Genomic DNA, 16,069 nt, shown 5'->3' on the forward strand with positions numbered 1-16,069 from the left:
TAAAAACTTTTTTCACAGAAAAGGGAATTTTCTCAATTTAAAACGATTCCTTTGTAGATAATTTTCTTTTCCGGATCCAATGTAACCATTCCCCCTTCTTTTAAAATCCGCGTGGCATGGGCGGCTTGACAAAGATAAGGTTTGTGAAGCGATTCCATGATTTTTTTAAGGAATTCTTCAGAAACCTCATTGTCGGGAAAATTCTCCAAGATGACCCCTAGCGATTCTTTGATTAAAGGAATATAGGATTCGTCACAGCTCGTGATGACCAGCAACTTGTCTTTGACTTCGTAAGCCTGTTTAGAGTCGCTTGTTAAAGCAAAGCATACGTTTCCATGTACGCGATGGCCAAACCCAATGATTCCTCGCACTAAGACATCTCCAATGCTTTCCACAATCATCATGTTTGTAGTGCCCGTAAATCCAAAAGGAGACCCCGCTGTAACGAGAACAAGGTCTCCATGATTAACATGGTTTTTCTCTAACGCGAAGGCGCTAATTTGTTTAAAAGCGTCTTGAATGTTTTGGACATGTTCGATTTCCTTGCACGGAATCACTCCCCAGTTAAGAGCCATTTGGTGATAACATTTTTCATTGGGAGTTAAGGCGATGATTGGCATAGGAGGACGCAAACGAGATAAAAGTCTTGCCGTACCTCCGCTATTTGTAAAGGTAAAGATAGCTTTGGCATTGGCATTATGAGAAATTTTTACTGTGGCTACAGAAACGGCAGCGGGAACATCGTTGCTAATATACGGCGTTTGCTGATGAAAATGGCGATAGTAGTCAAAATCTTCTTCCGTTTCTTTAATGATCTCTTTCATCATGGCCACAGCCTCTATAGGATAATGCCCAATCGCTGTTTCACCCGATAGCATGACAGCCGATGTGCTATCATAAATGGCATTTGCCACATCTGAGACTTCTGCCCGTGTGGGGCGGGGATTGTGAATCATAGATTCGAGCATTTGGGTAGCCGTGACAGACGGTTTTCCGGCAATATAGCATTTGCGGATCATCATTTTTTGCAGCCTAGGGACTTGACTTAAGGGGACTTCAACGCCTAGATCCCCGCGTGCAATCATAATTCCATCAGCAACTTTGACAATGCTGTCGAAATTTTGGACTCCCTCGCTATTTTCAATTTTGGCAATAACTAGGATAGAGGACTTTTTTTCTTCTTCTAACAACCTTTTAATGGTTAAAACATGGTCAGCGGAGCGAATAAAAGAGGCGGCTATGATATCGATATCTTGTTGGCAACCAAAGCGGATGTCGGCAATATCATGGTCGGTTAAAGCAGGAAGATTGAGAGAGGTATTAGGAACATTCATTCCTTTGCCAGAATGGATAAGCCCTCCGTTAAAAATTTCCACTACCACACCGTTTGGAGTCACTTCTACAACCTGAGAGGAGATGTAGCCATCGTCAAACAGGACTTGCATTCCGACTGCCAATTGATCGATGATTTCGGGCGGAGTGATAGAGACTTGATTAATGTCTCCCTCAATAGGTTCTTTAACAAGTAGCCATCTTTGACCTGTTTTTAAAAATTGTTCTTGATCTTTAATACGTCCAAGCCTAATTTCGGGGCCTTTTGTATCCAACATGATCGCAAGAGGAGTATCCAGATTTTTGCGCGCCTGTTTAAGTAGCTGAATCGTTTCTAAATGCTCTTTATGCGTTTGGTGGCTAAAATTTAAGCGAGCGACATTCATGCCTGCTTGCATGAGAGCTTGTATTTTTTCTAAGGAATTAACAGAAGGTCCTATTGTACAAATGACCTTAGTCTTCGTAATCATGGGTGTGCTCCGGGTGTATATCCCTAAATTAACAGAAGCAAAGCAAAAAATCCAATACACTTCTTGATTCTAAACTGAAAGTCCATCATGATAGATAAGCGATTTAATATAAAAATTTTTGCTGATAAAATATGCAGGTTGATTGGCTTTCTCCAAAAAATGAAATTCTCATAAATCCCCACTACCCTAAGCAGGTACACGAGAAAATTGCTGAAGCTCTTCAGAGTTGTTTTAATTTAGATAGCCATGTGTGTGTGGCGACTTCTGGCTCCACAGCTGAGGCTAATACCTTTCCTAAAATGGCTTTGCTTTCAAAAGAGGGGATATTGGTTTCAGCTCAGGCTGTTAATAAGCATCTGGAATGCAGCAAGATAGATCGTTGGATACATCCTTTACCCGATTTTCATGTAGGTGGGCTAGGGATTTGGGCTCGAAGCTTTCTTTCAAACTCTACTGTTTATGCGTTTAGAGAAAAATGGAATCCGCATGCTTTTTGGGAATTTGCCACTCAGCACGAAGGGACGTTAACTTCGTTAGTTCCTACGCAACTATTTGATTTAGTTACCCATAGGCTTTCTTCACCTCCAAGTTTACGAGCTATTGTGGTAGGAGGAGGAAGATTGAATGAGTTTTTATATGAAGAAGCGCGCGCATTGGGTTGGAACGTTTTGCCTAGTTATGGGTTGACTGAATGTGCTTCTCAAGTTGCGACTGCCAGTTTAAGTAGCTTAAAAAAAAACCATTACCCCTCTCTTTCTATTTTATCCCATGTGGAAGTTTCGGTTGATAGAGAAATGATTGCTTTGAAGAGCCCATCCCTACTTACATTTTATCTTGAGTCGAGCCACCAAAGCATAAAACTTGTCGATCCCAAAATTGAGGGAATTTTTCGGACTGAAGATCGGGGCAGGATTGATAATGATAATCAAGCCTTAGAGGTGCTTGGGAGAGACCAAAATTTCTTTAAAATTGGGGGAGAAAGTGTTAATTTTGGAAATTTAGAAAAAATTTTAGAGCAAACCAAAATGCACCTTCAATTCAGTTCAGACGCGGTTTTAATCCCTTATCCAGACGAGCGATTAGGATACGTGATACATCTGGTTGCCGAGCTAGATTCTCGCCAGGTGGAATATCTGACAGAGGGATTTAATCAGGCGGTGTTGCCCTATGAAAAAATCCGGAAAGTTCATCGCGTAAAGACCTTTCCTCGATCTCCAATAGGGAAGCTGCTGCGGAACGCGCTTTTAGAAATCCTTGGGTAAAAAGATTAACAAAAATTAATTCTATTGTTTATTTATAAAAAAGTTTACACGGAAAATTGGTAAAGCGCGTACATACTTGTAATTTGGAAGGATAATAGCGGGATGAGCGGGATAACCTCTAAAATAAATCACTTAAATAGCTCTGAAGACTTTAAGGCGCTTTTAAATTTAAAAGCTTCCCATTTTATTTTGACAAAAAGTGGGCATTTAGCTAAGTCAAAATTTTTATGGAGATTTTCCGATGCAAAAACAAATGAAGAAGTTAATAGACGAATTAAAAAAGTGGTGAAAGATTGCATTTCTACCATCGAAATTTGGCAAAAAGAGAACGAAGAAAGACCATTAAGCGATGAAGAATTAATCAATGTCTATTCCAGAAAAGAGATTAAGCGTATTCGCCAATTTGAAAACAATATGCGCAAGATATTTGAAAAGCGGTTACATCCTTTTCTGAGGCAAAATACAGATTTGCGCTTATTATTAGCGAACAAGGAATTACAAGGGTTTTTAAATTCCAGATTGAAGGAGCTGCGCAAAAACAAGGATAGCATTCCAGAGGCAGAAAAAGAATCGCAAAAGCTAACAAGGCAGATTGAAAAAGCAAAATTAGCAGCAAAATTGGGCCTCATCACGGCGGCTAATAAAGGGAAGACAGGCTCTTATTTCGTTGAGTGGGTCTCTATGCAGAAAGGAAGCGAGGGAAAACCCGCTTTTAAGAAAATTGGAGTTTTTAAGCTGAGTAACAAAGAAACCTCGTGGATAATTCGCTTAAAAAATACATTTAAACAGCTGTTCTTTGGACAACTTTTTTATTTAAATACTAAAAAACTTGCTCAATCAAAATCTGAAGCCGCAGCTTTTGAGATTTCACAGTTTTTGGGTTTTCAAGTCGTTCCTGGGGCAAGGGTTGTAAAGCTTGGGAAGAAAACAGGTACCATGCAACGTTTTTTGGATGGGTATCAAGAAGCTAGAAAGGTTAAATATTTGTTTAACGATAAAGCTAATTTTACCGAGCAAGGGTGGCGGCAGTTTCAAGAAATGACTTTGTGTGATTTCTTGATTGGAAATTTTGATCGACATGATGATAATTGGTTGATTAAAGTAAATGAAGAAGGAAAAATTCACGATATAAAAGCGATTGATAATGCCCATAGTTTTCCGGAAAAAAACATCTGGCTCATTAAAGTGGCCGCTAGGAACCAATATAAATGGCGCCGTTTTCCGATTGCTGAGTATGATTACGATCCAAAGCTTTTAAGCGAGATCCGTTATCGGTTAACTCCCCTAAAAGTCGAACAATTAATTTCCTCCATCGATGATAACCTTCCCGGCTTTCTCAGCGAAAAAATGATAAAGCTTTTAAAAAAAAGAGCGAAGGTTCTTTATTTCCTGTCTGATCCTGAGCGGAAAGCCTTGACTCCGAAAAAGCTTGCTTATTATCGCACTGCTTCCACAATTAATGCTCTCTTAAAAGGTACAAAAACTAAATAAGTTGGCGGGAGGCTTCTTGTGACCTTCTGCCATTTTTAATTAAACTGGCCGCCTCCTGTTTTTCCTGGAAAATAGTGAGCTGCGAAGGGGAAAAAACTTGCTCTTCCTGCCAAAATCTTTAAAACTTCCCGCAAAACATCCAAATTTTGCTTAATAATCTATCCGCGAAATTAAAAGCGACTTAAGAGAAGTGCAAAGTTTTGGGTTAAGAGGTTAATTATTTAAGGCGATTGATTCTCAACCTGAAGAAGGGGTTTTTGGCAGATAAATAAAGTCGCCACACCACCAAATAGGGGAGTTAAAGTAATCTGCTGGAAGCCTTCTTCTTGAAGCATGCGTGAAATCTCGCTAGGTGGGACAAAAGTGTGAATGCTAGAGCAAAGATACTGATAGGCTGCTTTATTATTTGTTAACCATTTTCCCAGCAGAGGAAGAATTGTTTTAAGATAGATTTGATGGCCAAAACGCAATAAACGATTTTGAGGTCTGGTGAGTTCTAAAATTCCAAATCTTCCTCCTGGTACGAGAACCCGATATACCTCACGAAAACACTCTTGAGGATTTTGGATATTTCGAATTCCATAGGCTAGGGTGGCCAAAGACACGGTTTTAGCTTCTAAGGGGATTTTTTTGGCATCTGCTTGTAGATAAGAGATGGGGTAACGCTCAAATCCTTTTTGCAACGATTTTTCTTTTGCGCACTCTAACATTTCTTGGCAAAAATCGAGAAGATAAACTTTCCTCATTTTTTTAGATTGGGCTAAGTAGGTAAAGGCAATGTCACCTGTCCCGCAGCAAAGGTCGAGAAAAACCTCCGATTCATCATCCCTACGCACATGCCGCACTAACTCTTGATTCCATTTTTTATGCATTTGAAAAGAGAGAATGGCATTTGTCTTGTCATAGTTTTGAGCAATGCTCCCAAACATTTTTTGAATGCTTGTAGGGTTATCTTTAGTATATTTGCTCATTTTTTTTCTCATCTTTTTTGTCACAAAGATTGCAGCTGAATTGGTCGCCACATTCACTATCTTTTTTTCGAATAGGAGCTCTCCCGCAAGATCCCGGTTTTATTTTAGGTTTCCCCGTCAAAAGCCATCCAAGCCCTAATAAGAGAAGGGCCACCATGATTGCCAAAAAAGCGATAATTAAAGTGATAGTAAAATCAGGCATCCATTTCTCCTATTTATCCTCTTATTCTTCCTGCTCATCCTCGTCCTCATAGCTATCAAAGTCCTCGTCGCCTTCTTCCTCATTTAAATCATCCTCAATGACAGCCATTTTTTTGGTAGGCTTAGCCTGTACTTTTGAATTTTTCTTAGGGGAAGGTTTTAAGGGCACAAGATCAACCCAAATGGGAGAACTCCAAGCGATATTCCCATCTTCTTGGATAACGCGTAGATAGTAGTAAACGAATGGGGGTTTCTTATCTTTAGGAGTGATGCACACCTTACTTAAAGAAGCCATATCATCATACGTGAAATTCAAAAAGTAAGTATTTGATTTTAAGGTGTGAATGACAGTCCCATTTCGAATGATTTCTACAGATTTTAAAGGCGCAGTGCCTGCTACATAACCTGAAATGTGCCGGTTAACAACCAATCCATGTTTTTCAGAAGTGTCCATTTCACTACCCATCGGCATGCCGGCCAGATAGAGACCTACAATAATTCTTTCACCTGTAGTCGCATAACAAGAGCGTTTATATAAAGCTTCCATCAATGCATTTCGGGAGTGTTCTGGAGCGATAATTCCTGTTAAACCGGGTGAGTATTGGGTTTGGTCGCCTCGGAAAAACTCTGCATAAATGCCGCGATCATCTAATCCACCTGCCACAAATCCGAAACGATGGTTATTTTGCAAGGCTTTTTGGATAGAGCCCTCTGCTGTTTCTTGCACGCCCGCTTTTCCTTGGGCTTGGATGGGGCGAGGATTGCCTTCTTTCTTTGTACATTCTGAAGATCCCCAGGCATTGTATATTTCCACCACTCGTTCAAATTCAGGATCAAACTCTTTAAAATTAAAATCAAACCCTTTTGCCATTGTGAAGCAGGGAATAGAGATCAGTTCCTTAGGAGAAAAGCTTTTATAAATTTTTTTCAAAGAATTATACTTAGTATCCTTTTTACGCAAAATTTGCTTGCCTTCTTTTGCATAAACGATTTGCCTGATCCCTTCTTCGGTAGGTTCTCCTTGCCATTGGAAGCCCAAAAATGTGGTAAAGCGGTCGGTTTCATCAAATTCGGCAATATTTTGCGTAATTAATTTCCATACTTCATTAGAAGTTTCTTCAATATTTTCAAAACAGGATGTTCCAAAAAAGTTAAAAGCTTTTTCGTCCCGGATATGGCGTAGGCAGTTCTCAATATTTTCAGTGGAGTCAATTCTCTCTGATTCTCCATGCAATAAACCCCAAAAAAGGCTTTGGCTGCTTTCAGAAAAGCATTTAATCGGAGAAGATTTAAACACTTGGTTGGTTTTTGTATTCAAAAGCTGGATGGTATAAATTCCAGGTTCGTTGAAATAGAGATTAGGCAAGGTAATAAAACCGGTTTCTGGTACGAAAAGCTTCCAGGTAAGGTTTTCCCGCAGCTGTTCATAAGAAAGCTCGATGAGGGTATCTTCGGGGGCATTGCTGGTTAAATTCCCAAATTGGTCTTCAAAACGGACGATAACATCAAAACGTTTGTTGCGCGTGACGAAAGAAGGCGTAATGACTTTTAGAGTACTTAAAGCATTCCCTCGAATATCCAGGGAAAACACTTCTGGATCTTCGTAATGGCCTTTACCACTCGGATCAACATACAGGAGGAAAGAACGTCGTCTTTGGGCTGTCGTTTGCGCGCGCGTTCCTTTTTTGTAACGAGAGTCGTCATCTAATTTGGGTGCTCCTACAATAAATGTAATGGTTGAGCCAGCTTCAACCTTGTCTGGAAGTGTAAATTCAAACTGCGGGGCAAACCTTTCGGGAATTTCGATTTCAATAGCTGTCAAGAGCTTTCCATTTTCCAGCTCTGCATAGATAACATTTTTTCCTTTCTTCAAATTAGCTGAAGGGATTTCCCAATCAATGTCTCGTCCTTCGCTCATCAAATCAAATTTAAGACGGGTTTTTTTTGGCAACGCAACAGCAGTTGTATAAATAAATTTCCAAGTGTTGACCTCCCCAGCATAAGCATGATGAGGGTCGCAATAACAAATAGATCGACGCATGTCCGGGAACTCCAGTATAAATGAGTGAGTCAGCAGTTTGCCTTATTTTTGTTTCTTTTTCAAGGGACAAGAATCGCTTCGGAGAAAAATTAAAAAACTTTCTAAGTTGCATATTCGATAACCCTTTATCGCAAATCAGGGGTACAAGGGAGCTCTTTTTCGATTCGTTCAGTCCAATCTCTTGCTAAATTTAAAAGAACACTCTTATCGAGGATGTTCGGAAGAACGGCAACTCGCATTTCTTTGCCGGCTTGTAGACAGAGGCTTTTTCCTCGCTAAAAAATCATGGGCTATTTCTTTCCGCTTTTTTAAGCGTTTCATGCTTTCTTCTGCCGCTTCAATTCTGGTTTCTAAGCGCACAGCAAAAAATTGCTTTTAAGGCATCCATAGGAATAAGGATCCCTTTCACCTTAAAAAGAAAGGATTTTAAGCTTGCGAGGAAATTTCTTTGAAATGGGGAATAGGACGCAACTTAACTTTTTCTACACACCGATCGTTAGATTGCAGGATTTCGATTTCAAAATGGTCTCGATGGATAATAAATCCTTTTGAGGGAATTGCTCCCGTGCAATGGAAAATGTAGCCGCCAATCGTGTCATATTCGCTCTCTTGGGGGATTTTGATGTCTAATTGTTCATCGATGTCCAAGATACTCATGCGCGCGTCCATAATCCAGGACCCATCAGCCTGGGGAATAAAGAGTTCTTCTTCATCGTCGTATTCGTCTGCGATATCCCCTACGATCTCTTCTAAAATATCCTCAATCGTCACAATTCCTTCTGTCCCACCATATTCATCGACGATAATGGCTAAGTGGACTTGCTTTTTACGAAATTCTTGCAAAAGGGCTGAAATTTTTTTTGTTTCGGGGGAATATAGGACGTTTTTTTGAATGGTCTCAATCGGAGCCGCGATAATCTGTGGATCTTTATTATTTTGTTCGTATTCCATGTATTTGGCCATCAGATCTTTATACATGAGAACCCCTACAATATTATCTACTGTATTGCGATAAACGGGAATGCGGCTATAACCTTCTTTTTCTAATAATTTAATGGCTTCTTTGATGGTTGTTTCGACGGACAGGCTAAAAATATCGACACGGGGTACCATCACTTCACGGGCAATCCTTTCCTTAAACCCCAGTACGGATTCAATGAGTTTTTTATCATCCAAATCTAGTAATGGGCTTACCTGGGATTCCTCAATAAGTTGTATGATCTCTTGTTTGGTTTTAGGAGTAGGTTCATGTAAATGATTAAAATACACCGTACGTGATAATTTTTCTGAAAATTTCAGAAAAATGGATGAAATAGGAAAAGCTAAAAAAAGAAAAATAGAAGAGATAAAGCCTCCCAGACGCCACATGGGTTGGGGAAAGCGGGTTCCTAAAATGCGGGGGAAATAGTCGGCGATTAAAAAGGAGGAAAATAGAAACAAGAAAGCTAAAATGATCGCTCCTCCTAAGGCAAAGAGAGAAAGTTCCCCCTTTAATAGAGCTTGAAAACGTTCGGGGAAAATTTCTAATAGGAAAAGAAAAATAGAAAAGGCGTAGCAAAAACGGCATAAGTTTTGAGCGCTTGTAATGGCAAAAAACAAGGCATCCTCATGGTGTTTCGGGAAAGCGTACTGGTGAAAACGGTGGTAAAAAAAATAGGAAGGGAAATTTTCGAGTTTGCTGTTAATTTTGTGAAGACGACTTAAGGCGCTATTTAAAGCTGTTAAAAAAAAAGCTCCGGCTAAAAAAAATAACGAAACTGTGAATGTAAGAGCAATGGACAAGATTCCTCCTGAGAAATCAGTTTGGTATGGGGTTTGAAAGCAAGCCTAACGTGGCGAGGTGGTTGAGATGCTTTTTCTCTGCGGCTCGCATGGCGTCACGGTCCGACTTTTTGATATCGTCATATCCTATAAGATGCAGAAGCCCGTGAATAATATACAAGACCGTTTCCATATAAGAATCTCCTCCATGCTGCTCGGTATATTTAAGAGCGGTTTCAGGGCATACGAAAATCTCTCCTAAAACCCGATAATGCATTTCTTCGGGACCATCCAGGGGAAAAGAGATGCAGTCGGTGGAAGTGGGGTCATTAAAATAGTGGCCGTGCATTTCACGCATTTGATTATCTGAAATGAAGTGGACAGAGACTTCGTGGCATATTACTTTTTCCAAACCGATAACCTCTTGAACAATTCTTTTGATAGAGGTTTTGGGGAGTTTTAAGAGCTTTTGTCGATCTGTGATACGAATCTTCACGCTTTTACCGCAGGTGATTACCAAATGGTTATATTATCTTATAGAGAGAATTGTTCTCAAAGTTTTTGTTGGAGAAAGTACAATTAAAAAGGAGGGTTGCAAAAAAATTAAACCCAACTTAGTTGGGCTTAATTATCACGGAGACTTAAATATGAAAATTATTGTTGAATAAGTGTTTTGGGAAGACCTGTTACACGCTTATTTTCACCATCTTTCCAGCGGCCTAATTTACGCAAAACATCAATTCTTTCAAATCGTTTCAAAACATTACGCTTAGTGGCTACTTTGCTTGAGCTGCCGAAGCTTGGGTGTCTAGACATAAAAAACCTTAAAGTTGAATATTCAAATTAGAAATTACTTAATTTTAGGAATGAACGCTGTTTTTGCGACATCTCCTTCAAGAGCATTCGCATGTTCTTTATACCCTAAAGTTAAACGATCTTTTAAGGGACCTGTCTTTTCTTGGGGAGGTCTGTGCTTTCGAGGAAAACGAGAGCGTCTTTCTTGTTGCTTACTAATTCGAACCATTTTTTTCTCCTAATACATAAACTGCGTTTACTATACTGCAATTCTCTAAAGTAGGCAAGCATTTTCTTTCTTAAATCGCGCCAAGGTTTTTATTAAACTGCGGTGTCCAGAATCCCTTCCATCCTAGCTCAGAAAAAAGCTTTGTAGGATCTAAGCGACTTTCTCAGCTTAGAGAGCGCCTAAATTGTTGCCTCTGGTTTTTTCCTTTACAATTTTTTCAAGCTTTCTTTTAAGCTCTCCCTCTACTTTCTTCTTAATGATAGGTTTAGGCAATTTTTTGAGATGTATCTTCTCTTTGAGATATAGGTCTCTCGATCGTAAAACGGAGGTACACATAGACCTGTCATCTCTCTACTTGCTTTTTGCTGGGTGAGTTGCTAAAGTTTATCTTTTGCAACCGCATATGATTAAGGAAAAGCTATGTTTAAAGACGCCACCTATAAAGAAAAATTGGCTATCTTGAAAAATTGGATGCCTCAAATTATTGAGCCTTTAAAAAAAGATCTTAGAAATGACCATCTTAAAAATGACTGGGAGTTTTTTAAGCGTTACTTTCCGTCGAAAAATTTCAATAAATTAACCGTCGAAGATTTTGTAAGTGCCTATACGCAAGCGATGGAAGAAGTTGAGGCTAAAAGGGCTGAAGAGATCGCGGAATTTATTGCCAATCGGTGGTTAATGCGCAATTCGGAGCTTTATGAATTTTTTGAAGGCAGGCTCACTCAAATTAATCCGAATTTTCAAGAGATCGAAGAGTTATCTTCTGAACAATCGCAAGAAATTTTAGGCAAGGCTTTGATTCAATTTGGCGCATTTCGCACCTATGTTTTTTCTATTTTAAATTCTGTTGTTTTTCCTCAAGGAGTTTATGAAGAACTCAGAAAAAAAGCGGATCAACATGTTGACCAGGCGCTCAAACAGCAAGAATTAGACAAACAAGAACGTTCGCTTGCAGCGATTAAAGACTTTTATGAGCAGCAAATGGCTCGTATGCAAGATAAGTACGAAAAAAAATTAAGCGGGATGCAAAAAAAGTATTTGCAGGATGTGGAGTCTTTAAAAAAGCAGATCTCAGCTTTACAGCGCAAAGTGAACGAATAGTAAGGTTTTATGTCAGCTTTTCCTTTTGCCATTATTCCCCAAGATGAAGACGAGAAGTTCATGCTGGAAGCTTTAAAACAGGCTTGGAAAGCTTTTCAAGCAAAAGAAGTTCCTGTAGGAGCCGTCTTAGTCTATCAGGGAAAGGTTATTGCCAGAGGTTATAATCAAGTCGAATTACTGCGCGATGCGACAGCCCATGCCGAGGTGTTGTGTATCACAGCAGGGGAAGCTGCCCTATCAAATTGGCGGTTAGGCCAATGCAAACTGTATTGTACAATAGAGCCATGTGCGATGTGTGCTGGCGCTATGTTGCTTTCTCGGGTGGAAGAATTGGTTTGGGGAGCTCCTGACATTCGCCATGGAGCGAATGGGAGTTGGGTAAATTTGCTGAACATTCCCCACCCCACGCATCAAATCAAGGTCAAAAGTGGTATCTTAAAAGAGCCTTGTGCTTCACTCATGAAACAATTTTTTCAAATGCGTCGCTTAGAAAATACAAAAGTAAATGGGATTTCTCAAGGTGAGTTGGAAACAGGTTGAAAAATGTTTAGATGAAATGATCGAGTACCAGCAAAAGAATTTGCTTGCTCAGGCAAGGCAGCTAGTGGAAGGACTGACGAGCGAGGATATTCTGCAGCCTAACGATTTTCCAGCGTTGGAAATAAACCCTTACTTCCGTTATGAAGAGGGGGTGTTAGCTGGATTGCAATCGGCGCGCATCGCTCTCTCGGCATTAAAAAAAGAGGCCTCTCATTAGGCTCTCTTTTCGAGAATTTTTGGGGGGCTTGAGTGTTTGAAATGGCTCAATCACTTGCTCAATTTGCTGGATAAACTCTAAGGCTATTTGGTTGAATAAGTTTTCTTTTTGCTCTGCGGTTAAATCGGCAGCAACTGCGATTTTTTCAGCTAGGAAGAGCGCTTCATCTTTAAACTCTAAAATTTTCTAATAAGCCTCTTGGTAAGATTGCTTCACCGACATCGAGCGAAGCCAATGCTCTTTTTCTATCGAAAAGAAATGTTTAAGTCCAAATTCAATCTTCTTTTTTTAATATACCCCATTTAAGCGTTGCTTGGCTTTAGTTAGTTGATGAAAAATAGCTTCTTTTTCGGGGCGCATGAAAAGGCTCCTACTAAAAGCACTCACAGAGAATAAACCAGCTAGCGAACAGATAAATTCTTTAAAAATGGCTGGGGCTAAAAATTAAGCTATACGACCAAGTTAAAGTTTTAAAGAAGGTGATATTGGCAAGCACAAAAAAATAATCCCTAACGGCAAAAAAATCGCCTTATAGCATAAGACGGCTTTTTTACGTGCCGCCGTAAGGCTGAAATGGGAAAGAGGATCGATTGCAGTCGAGCTTACGACGAAAGAGATCAAGCTTTAAGTAGCGTAAGGGATCTTTCCACCTTAAAAAATGGAATAATTGAGAAACCTTTTTGTTTTTTTATATTGCCCGCATTAACCCTCATATTTAAAAGCTTTTTTTTGCTAATTGTAATATATTTTATTTGAAAATTTAATTTAAATCTAGTTTAATTAAAGGGAATACTCATGCTTATTTAAGGCTGCCATTTTAGTGTACAAAATTAAAGGGCAGGCTAAGCACTCGTAGAAGACCATCCGAGAATTTAGAGCCCAAGGATTGTGTTGAGTTTATTCGTATAAATCATTTAAATTATTCATCTCTAAAGACCCCTAACTATTCCTTTATGTATAAAGTTTAGGACAACCATTATGAACAAATTTTTGGTAGGATTTTACTCTCTTATGATCTCTCTCATTTCTCTTTCAGTATTTGCACAACCTTCAGAACAATCCGTGCAATCAGGTAGAACGATCTGGATTCTTTTAGGCCCTCCAGGTTCAGGAAAGGGGACCCAAGCCGTACAGCTTTCACAGCAACTACAGGTGATACATGTTTCTACAGGGGAACTTTTACGTGAGCATATCAAGAAAAAGACCTCCTTAGGAGAAAAGGCAGAGGGGTACATTCGAGCCGGAAAGCTGGTGCCCGACGAGCTGGTAATGGAAATCTTATTTGATCGAATTTCCAAACCGGATAGCCAAAAAGGGGTATTATTAGATGGGTTCCCGCGCACGCTTGCCCAGGCCGAAACACTTGAGAAGCAATTGAAAGGGAATGAGCGTATTGTTGTCTTTAACTTAGAGGTACCCGATCAGGTAATCGTGAAAAGGGCTGAGGGACGGTTAACTTGTACGAAAGGGAGCCATATTTTTAATCGCCATTTCTCTCCCCCAAAGAAAGAAGGGGTTTGCGACGTATGTGGGGGGGAGCTCACGCGCCGTGCAGATGATGATCCCCAGGTTGTTCAACAAAGATTGAAAGTTTATCATGATCAAACGGCTCCTCTTGTGGAATTTTATCAAAAAAGAAAAGCATTAATCTCTATTAATGGAGAGGCGACGCCTGATCAAGTTTTTGCAAACCTCATGACCCATGTCAATGCTTTAAATGCCCAGTAAGGCCCCTATGCAGAGCTAAAAGCTTTAAAGCCTTTAGCTCTGCAAATAATGGCTAAGGGATTTTTTAGAAAAAATACGATGTTTTTTAAGATCGCAGACGGTTTTTAACCCTTTTTGCGCTAAATTTTGTGAGACTTCTTTTAAGAGTTGCTCCCGGTAATCCAAGCATTCTTTTTCAGAATAGACGGCGGGATCGAGATTGAGTTGCTCTCGTTGTTTAATGCTTGGCAAAAGGCCTAGTTCCCAATAATCTACCACATACCATAGAGAAAACTTTGTTAACGCTTCTAGAATAGGAATCTCTTCATCTAAATTCTCCAATCCCATCAAAGAATGTTCTGGTTTAAACATATTCTCGAAAAGGTGGATGACTTTAGCAAATAATCCTGTGGGAGAAGTCGCTTCATCGCCAGGTTGCCCCAATTGGTTTAAAACTTTTTGGACAGAAGTTTTAGCAAAAGTAAGCTTTTCAATTAAATCAAGGCGCGGGGTATTCCAGGTGAGTTCGAGAAGCGCGTTCAAAGAGCTTAAGCAGTGATGAAGTTGAAGAGAAGTTTTTTGGATTCGGTCTAGATAAAGTTGAATATCGTCCGGAAGGGCTGCGGCTTCTACAGCATAGATTTCCATTTCCAAGTAAAATGATTGGTTCAAGAGACCCTCTATCTCAAGAAGAAGATCTTGCGTTAAGAGAGTAATATGATGCTGGACAGGCTCAGCCATCCCTTCTTGTTTGAGAATCTGCAATTCTTGAGGGGCGGCTTGAGCTAAAAGCTCGCGGAAGATGAAAGGCCGAATTCCTACCATAAGCGGGGAGATTTTCCAAACTTCCTTTGTTTCAAGCATTTGCCTATGCTGTAATAGATCGAGCACTTGTGCAGCATTTAGCGCCTGGCCTGCCTGCTCAAGACTCTGCCGATTATACAATCCATTAATGATGGCTCTGGTTTTTTGTTTCCACTGCTCTTCTTTTCCTTCTCCTAGTAAAGAAAGGGCATAAATTAATTCTTGAGAAGATAAATGGGGCGCTTGTTGGGTTAAGTGGTTTTCAGTAGAGGCAATCAAGTTTTGAATATATTGCTCCGATTTCTCAAAAGTCATTAAAAAACCTCCTATACTTTGCCTTCTTATAGACCTTTTTTAGTAGGTTTGGAAAGAAAAAAACGGGTTTTATGACAACTGGATAGTAAGCATGCATAATACATTGAAGGCTAAAGAATTATATTTAGCAAGGTGATACCTAATCTTGAAAATTAATCGACTTTTTCCATAAAATTTTCTCTAATTAGAAGTAGAGGACAACACAGATGATGTTACGATTAGACCCGTTTGCCTATCTTCCAGAAGAGGTTAGCTTGCGGATTTTAAGCTTTCTAAAATTACCTGAAATCGGGATGTGTTCTCAAGTATGTAAAGAATGGGATCGATTAGCCAGCGATAATAGCCTGTGGAAAAAGGTGTATCCAGCAATGAATGTAGAGGCGGAGACCGATCTAAAAAAATATTTAATTAAACGAGTTGTGCAATCTCAGGATGAAATTTTGAGACAGGCGGAAAAATTTGTAAAAGAAAGCCTGCCGGGCCAAAAAGGGCAGTTTGTTTGCGTTTTTCCTTTTAATCCTGAATTTAGCGTGGTGATAGATCTAGACCTCTCCTATCCCCATCCAGCAAAAAAGAAAGGGGGAAGAAAAGATTTTTGCCTTTTTGCGAAAGTACTTCCGAAAGAATCTCCCTCAACGGTTAACCAGTTTTCTACTACCGTGCAAAAGCGAAGAAAATTAAGAAAAATTACCGCCAATTATCCGCTAGACTTAGAAAATACTTGCATTCGCCTGGCTGAAATGATTCATTTCTTTTAAGCCTCGAAGGTGGGGGCGGCATCCCCCCCTATCCACTTCCTAAAACCCGGATGAATTAATAGTTGTAAAAATAA

General features: G+C 39.7%; 16 protein-coding genes. 7 read left to right on the plus strand and 9 right to left on the minus strand.

Annotation, left to right across the window (positions count from 1 at the left end):
• Positions 1-32: 32 nt before the first annotated feature.
• Positions 33-1,802 (minus strand): pyruvate kinase, encoded by a 1,770-nt coding sequence (pyk, locus tag PARA125_RS09230; protein WP_213158597.1) that lies wholly within the window; start codon positions 1,800-1,802, stop codon positions 33-35.
• A gap of 131 nt (positions 1,803-1,933) precedes the next feature.
• On the opposite strand from pyk, the gene PARA125_RS09235 reads away from it, so the two are divergent.
• Both PARA125_RS09235 and PARA125_RS09240 read left to right on the plus strand, forming a co-directional pair.
• Complete coding sequence (locus tag PARA125_RS09235) at positions 1,934-3,064, plus strand: AMP-binding protein (protein ID WP_213158598.1); 1,131 nt, start codon at positions 1,934-1,936, stop codon at positions 3,062-3,064.
• A gap of 102 nt (positions 3,065-3,166) precedes the next feature.
• On the plus strand, positions 3,167-4,555 hold the full coding sequence (locus PARA125_RS09240; RefSeq protein ID WP_213158599.1) for a protein kinase family protein: 1,389 nt from the start codon (positions 3,167-3,169) through the stop codon (positions 4,553-4,555).
• Between the two features lie 221 nt (positions 4,556-4,776).
• Here PARA125_RS09240 and ubiE read toward each other — a convergent pair whose 3' ends face one another.
• The 7 genes from ubiE to PARA125_RS09275 form a co-directional block, all read right to left on the minus strand.
• Entirely contained in the window at positions 4,777-5,526 is a 750-nt protein-coding gene (gene ubiE / locus PARA125_RS09245) for a bifunctional demethylmenaquinone methyltransferase/2-methoxy-6-polyprenyl-1,4-benzoquinol methylase UbiE (protein ID WP_213158600.1), read from the minus strand.
• Positions 5,510-5,728, minus strand: a complete 219-nt coding sequence (locus PARA125_RS09250) for a hypothetical protein (protein WP_213158601.1) — start codon at positions 5,726-5,728, stop codon at positions 5,510-5,512. Before PARA125_RS09250 ends, ubiE begins: the two co-directional genes overlap by 17 nt.
• Before the next feature lie 21 nt (positions 5,729-5,749).
• Positions 5,750-7,768, minus strand: a complete 2,019-nt coding sequence (locus PARA125_RS09255) for a DUF3604 domain-containing protein (protein ID WP_213158602.1) — start codon at positions 7,766-7,768, stop codon at positions 5,750-5,752.
• A 426-nt stretch (positions 7,769-8,194) separates the two neighbouring features.
• Positions 8,195-9,550, minus strand: coding sequence for a hemolysin family protein (locus PARA125_RS09260; protein ID WP_213158603.1), 1,356 nt, complete (start codon positions 9,548-9,550; stop codon positions 8,195-8,197).
• 16 nt (positions 9,551-9,566) lie between these two features.
• A complete protein-coding gene (gene ybeY, locus PARA125_RS09265) occupies positions 9,567-10,025 on the minus strand; it encodes an rRNA maturation RNase YbeY (protein WP_213158604.1) in 459 nt (152 codons plus the stop codon).
• 158 nt (positions 10,026-10,183) lie between these two features.
• Complete coding sequence (locus tag PARA125_RS09270; RefSeq protein ID WP_213158605.1) at positions 10,184-10,345, minus strand: small basic protein; 162 nt, start codon at positions 10,343-10,345, stop codon at positions 10,184-10,186.
• Between the two features lie 34 nt (positions 10,346-10,379).
• Positions 10,380-10,553 carry a hypothetical protein gene (locus PARA125_RS09275; RefSeq protein WP_213158606.1) on the minus strand — a complete coding sequence of 58 codons (174 nt, stop codon included), beginning with the start codon at positions 10,551-10,553 and terminating at the stop codon, positions 10,380-10,382.
• 420 nt (positions 10,554-10,973) lie between these two features.
• Here PARA125_RS09275 and PARA125_RS09280 point away from each other — a divergent pair, with 420 nt between their 5' ends.
• The 4 genes from PARA125_RS09280 (at position 10,974) to PARA125_RS09295 (ending at position 14,139) form a co-directional block, all read left to right on the plus strand.
• Complete coding sequence (locus PARA125_RS09280) at positions 10,974-11,654, plus strand: hypothetical protein (protein ID WP_213158607.1); 681 nt, start codon at positions 10,974-10,976, stop codon at positions 11,652-11,654.
• A gap of 9 nt (positions 11,655-11,663) precedes the next feature.
• On the plus strand, positions 11,664-12,194 hold the full coding sequence (gene tadA / locus PARA125_RS09285) for a tRNA adenosine(34) deaminase TadA (protein ID WP_213158608.1): 531 nt from the start codon (positions 11,664-11,666) through the stop codon (positions 12,192-12,194).
• Between the two features lie 16 nt (positions 12,195-12,210).
• Complete coding sequence (locus tag PARA125_RS09290; protein ID WP_249274328.1) at positions 12,211-12,411, plus strand: hypothetical protein; 201 nt, start codon at positions 12,211-12,213, stop codon at positions 12,409-12,411.
• Between the two features lie 978 nt (positions 12,412-13,389).
• A complete protein-coding gene (locus PARA125_RS09295) occupies positions 13,390-14,139 on the plus strand; it encodes an adenylate kinase (protein ID WP_213158610.1) in 750 nt (249 codons plus the stop codon).
• Positions 14,140-14,172: 33 nt separating this feature from the next.
• On the opposite strand, the gene PARA125_RS09300 is transcribed toward PARA125_RS09295, so the two are convergent.
• Positions 14,173-15,237 carry a hypothetical protein gene (locus tag PARA125_RS09300; RefSeq protein WP_213158611.1) on the minus strand — a complete coding sequence of 355 codons (1,065 nt, stop codon included), beginning with the start codon at positions 15,235-15,237 and terminating at the stop codon, positions 14,173-14,175.
• Positions 15,238-15,443: 206 nt separating this feature from the next.
• Between PARA125_RS09300 and PARA125_RS09305 the strand changes: the two genes are divergently transcribed.
• Complete coding sequence (locus tag PARA125_RS09305; RefSeq protein ID WP_213158612.1) at positions 15,444-15,995, plus strand: F-box protein; 552 nt, start codon at positions 15,444-15,446, stop codon at positions 15,993-15,995.
• The last annotated feature ends 74 nt before the right edge of the window (positions 15,996-16,069 follow it).

Source organism: Parachlamydia sp. AcF125 (genome assembly GCF_018342475.1).
In the GTDB taxonomy this organism is placed as follows: Bacteria; Chlamydiota; Chlamydiia; order Chlamydiales; family Parachlamydiaceae; genus Parachlamydia.

Coding starts and splice junctions, on each gene's coding strand:
- pyk (WP_213158597.1), bottom strand. CDS start 1,802: ATGATTACGAAGACTAAGGTCATTTGTACAATAGGACCTTCTGTTAAT.
- PARA125_RS09235 (WP_213158598.1), top strand. CDS start 1,934: ATGCAGGTTGATTGGCTTTCTCCAAAAAATGAAATTCTCATAAATCCC.
- PARA125_RS09240 (WP_213158599.1), top strand. CDS start 3,167: ATGAGCGGGATAACCTCTAAAATAAATCACTTAAATAGCTCTGAAGAC.
- ubiE (WP_213158600.1), bottom strand. CDS start 5,526: ATGAGCAAATATACTAAAGATAACCCTACAAGCATTCAAAAAATGTTT.
- PARA125_RS09250 (WP_213158601.1), bottom strand. CDS start 5,728: ATGCCTGATTTTACTATCACTTTAATTATCGCTTTTTTGGCAATCATG.
- PARA125_RS09255 (WP_213158602.1), bottom strand. CDS start 7,768: ATGCGTCGATCTATTTGTTATTGCGACCCTCATCATGCTTATGCTGGG.
- PARA125_RS09270 (WP_213158605.1), bottom strand. CDS start 10,345: ATGTCTAGACACCCAAGCTTCGGCAGCTCAAGCAAAGTAGCCACTAAG.
- PARA125_RS09275 (WP_213158606.1), bottom strand. CDS start 10,553: ATGGTTCGAATTAGTAAGCAACAAGAAAGACGCTCTCGTTTTCCTCGA.
- PARA125_RS09280 (WP_213158607.1), top strand. CDS start 10,974: ATGTTTAAAGACGCCACCTATAAAGAAAAATTGGCTATCTTGAAAAAT.
- tadA (WP_213158608.1), top strand. CDS start 11,664: ATGTCAGCTTTTCCTTTTGCCATTATTCCCCAAGATGAAGACGAGAAG.
- PARA125_RS09290 (WP_249274328.1), top strand. CDS start 12,211: ATGATCGAGTACCAGCAAAAGAATTTGCTTGCTCAGGCAAGGCAGCTA.
- PARA125_RS09295 (WP_213158610.1), top strand. CDS start 13,390: ATGAACAAATTTTTGGTAGGATTTTACTCTCTTATGATCTCTCTCATT.
- PARA125_RS09300 (WP_213158611.1), bottom strand. CDS start 15,237: ATGACTTTTGAGAAATCGGAGCAATATATTCAAAACTTGATTGCCTCT.
- PARA125_RS09305 (WP_213158612.1), top strand. CDS start 15,444: ATGATGTTACGATTAGACCCGTTTGCCTATCTTCCAGAAGAGGTTAGC.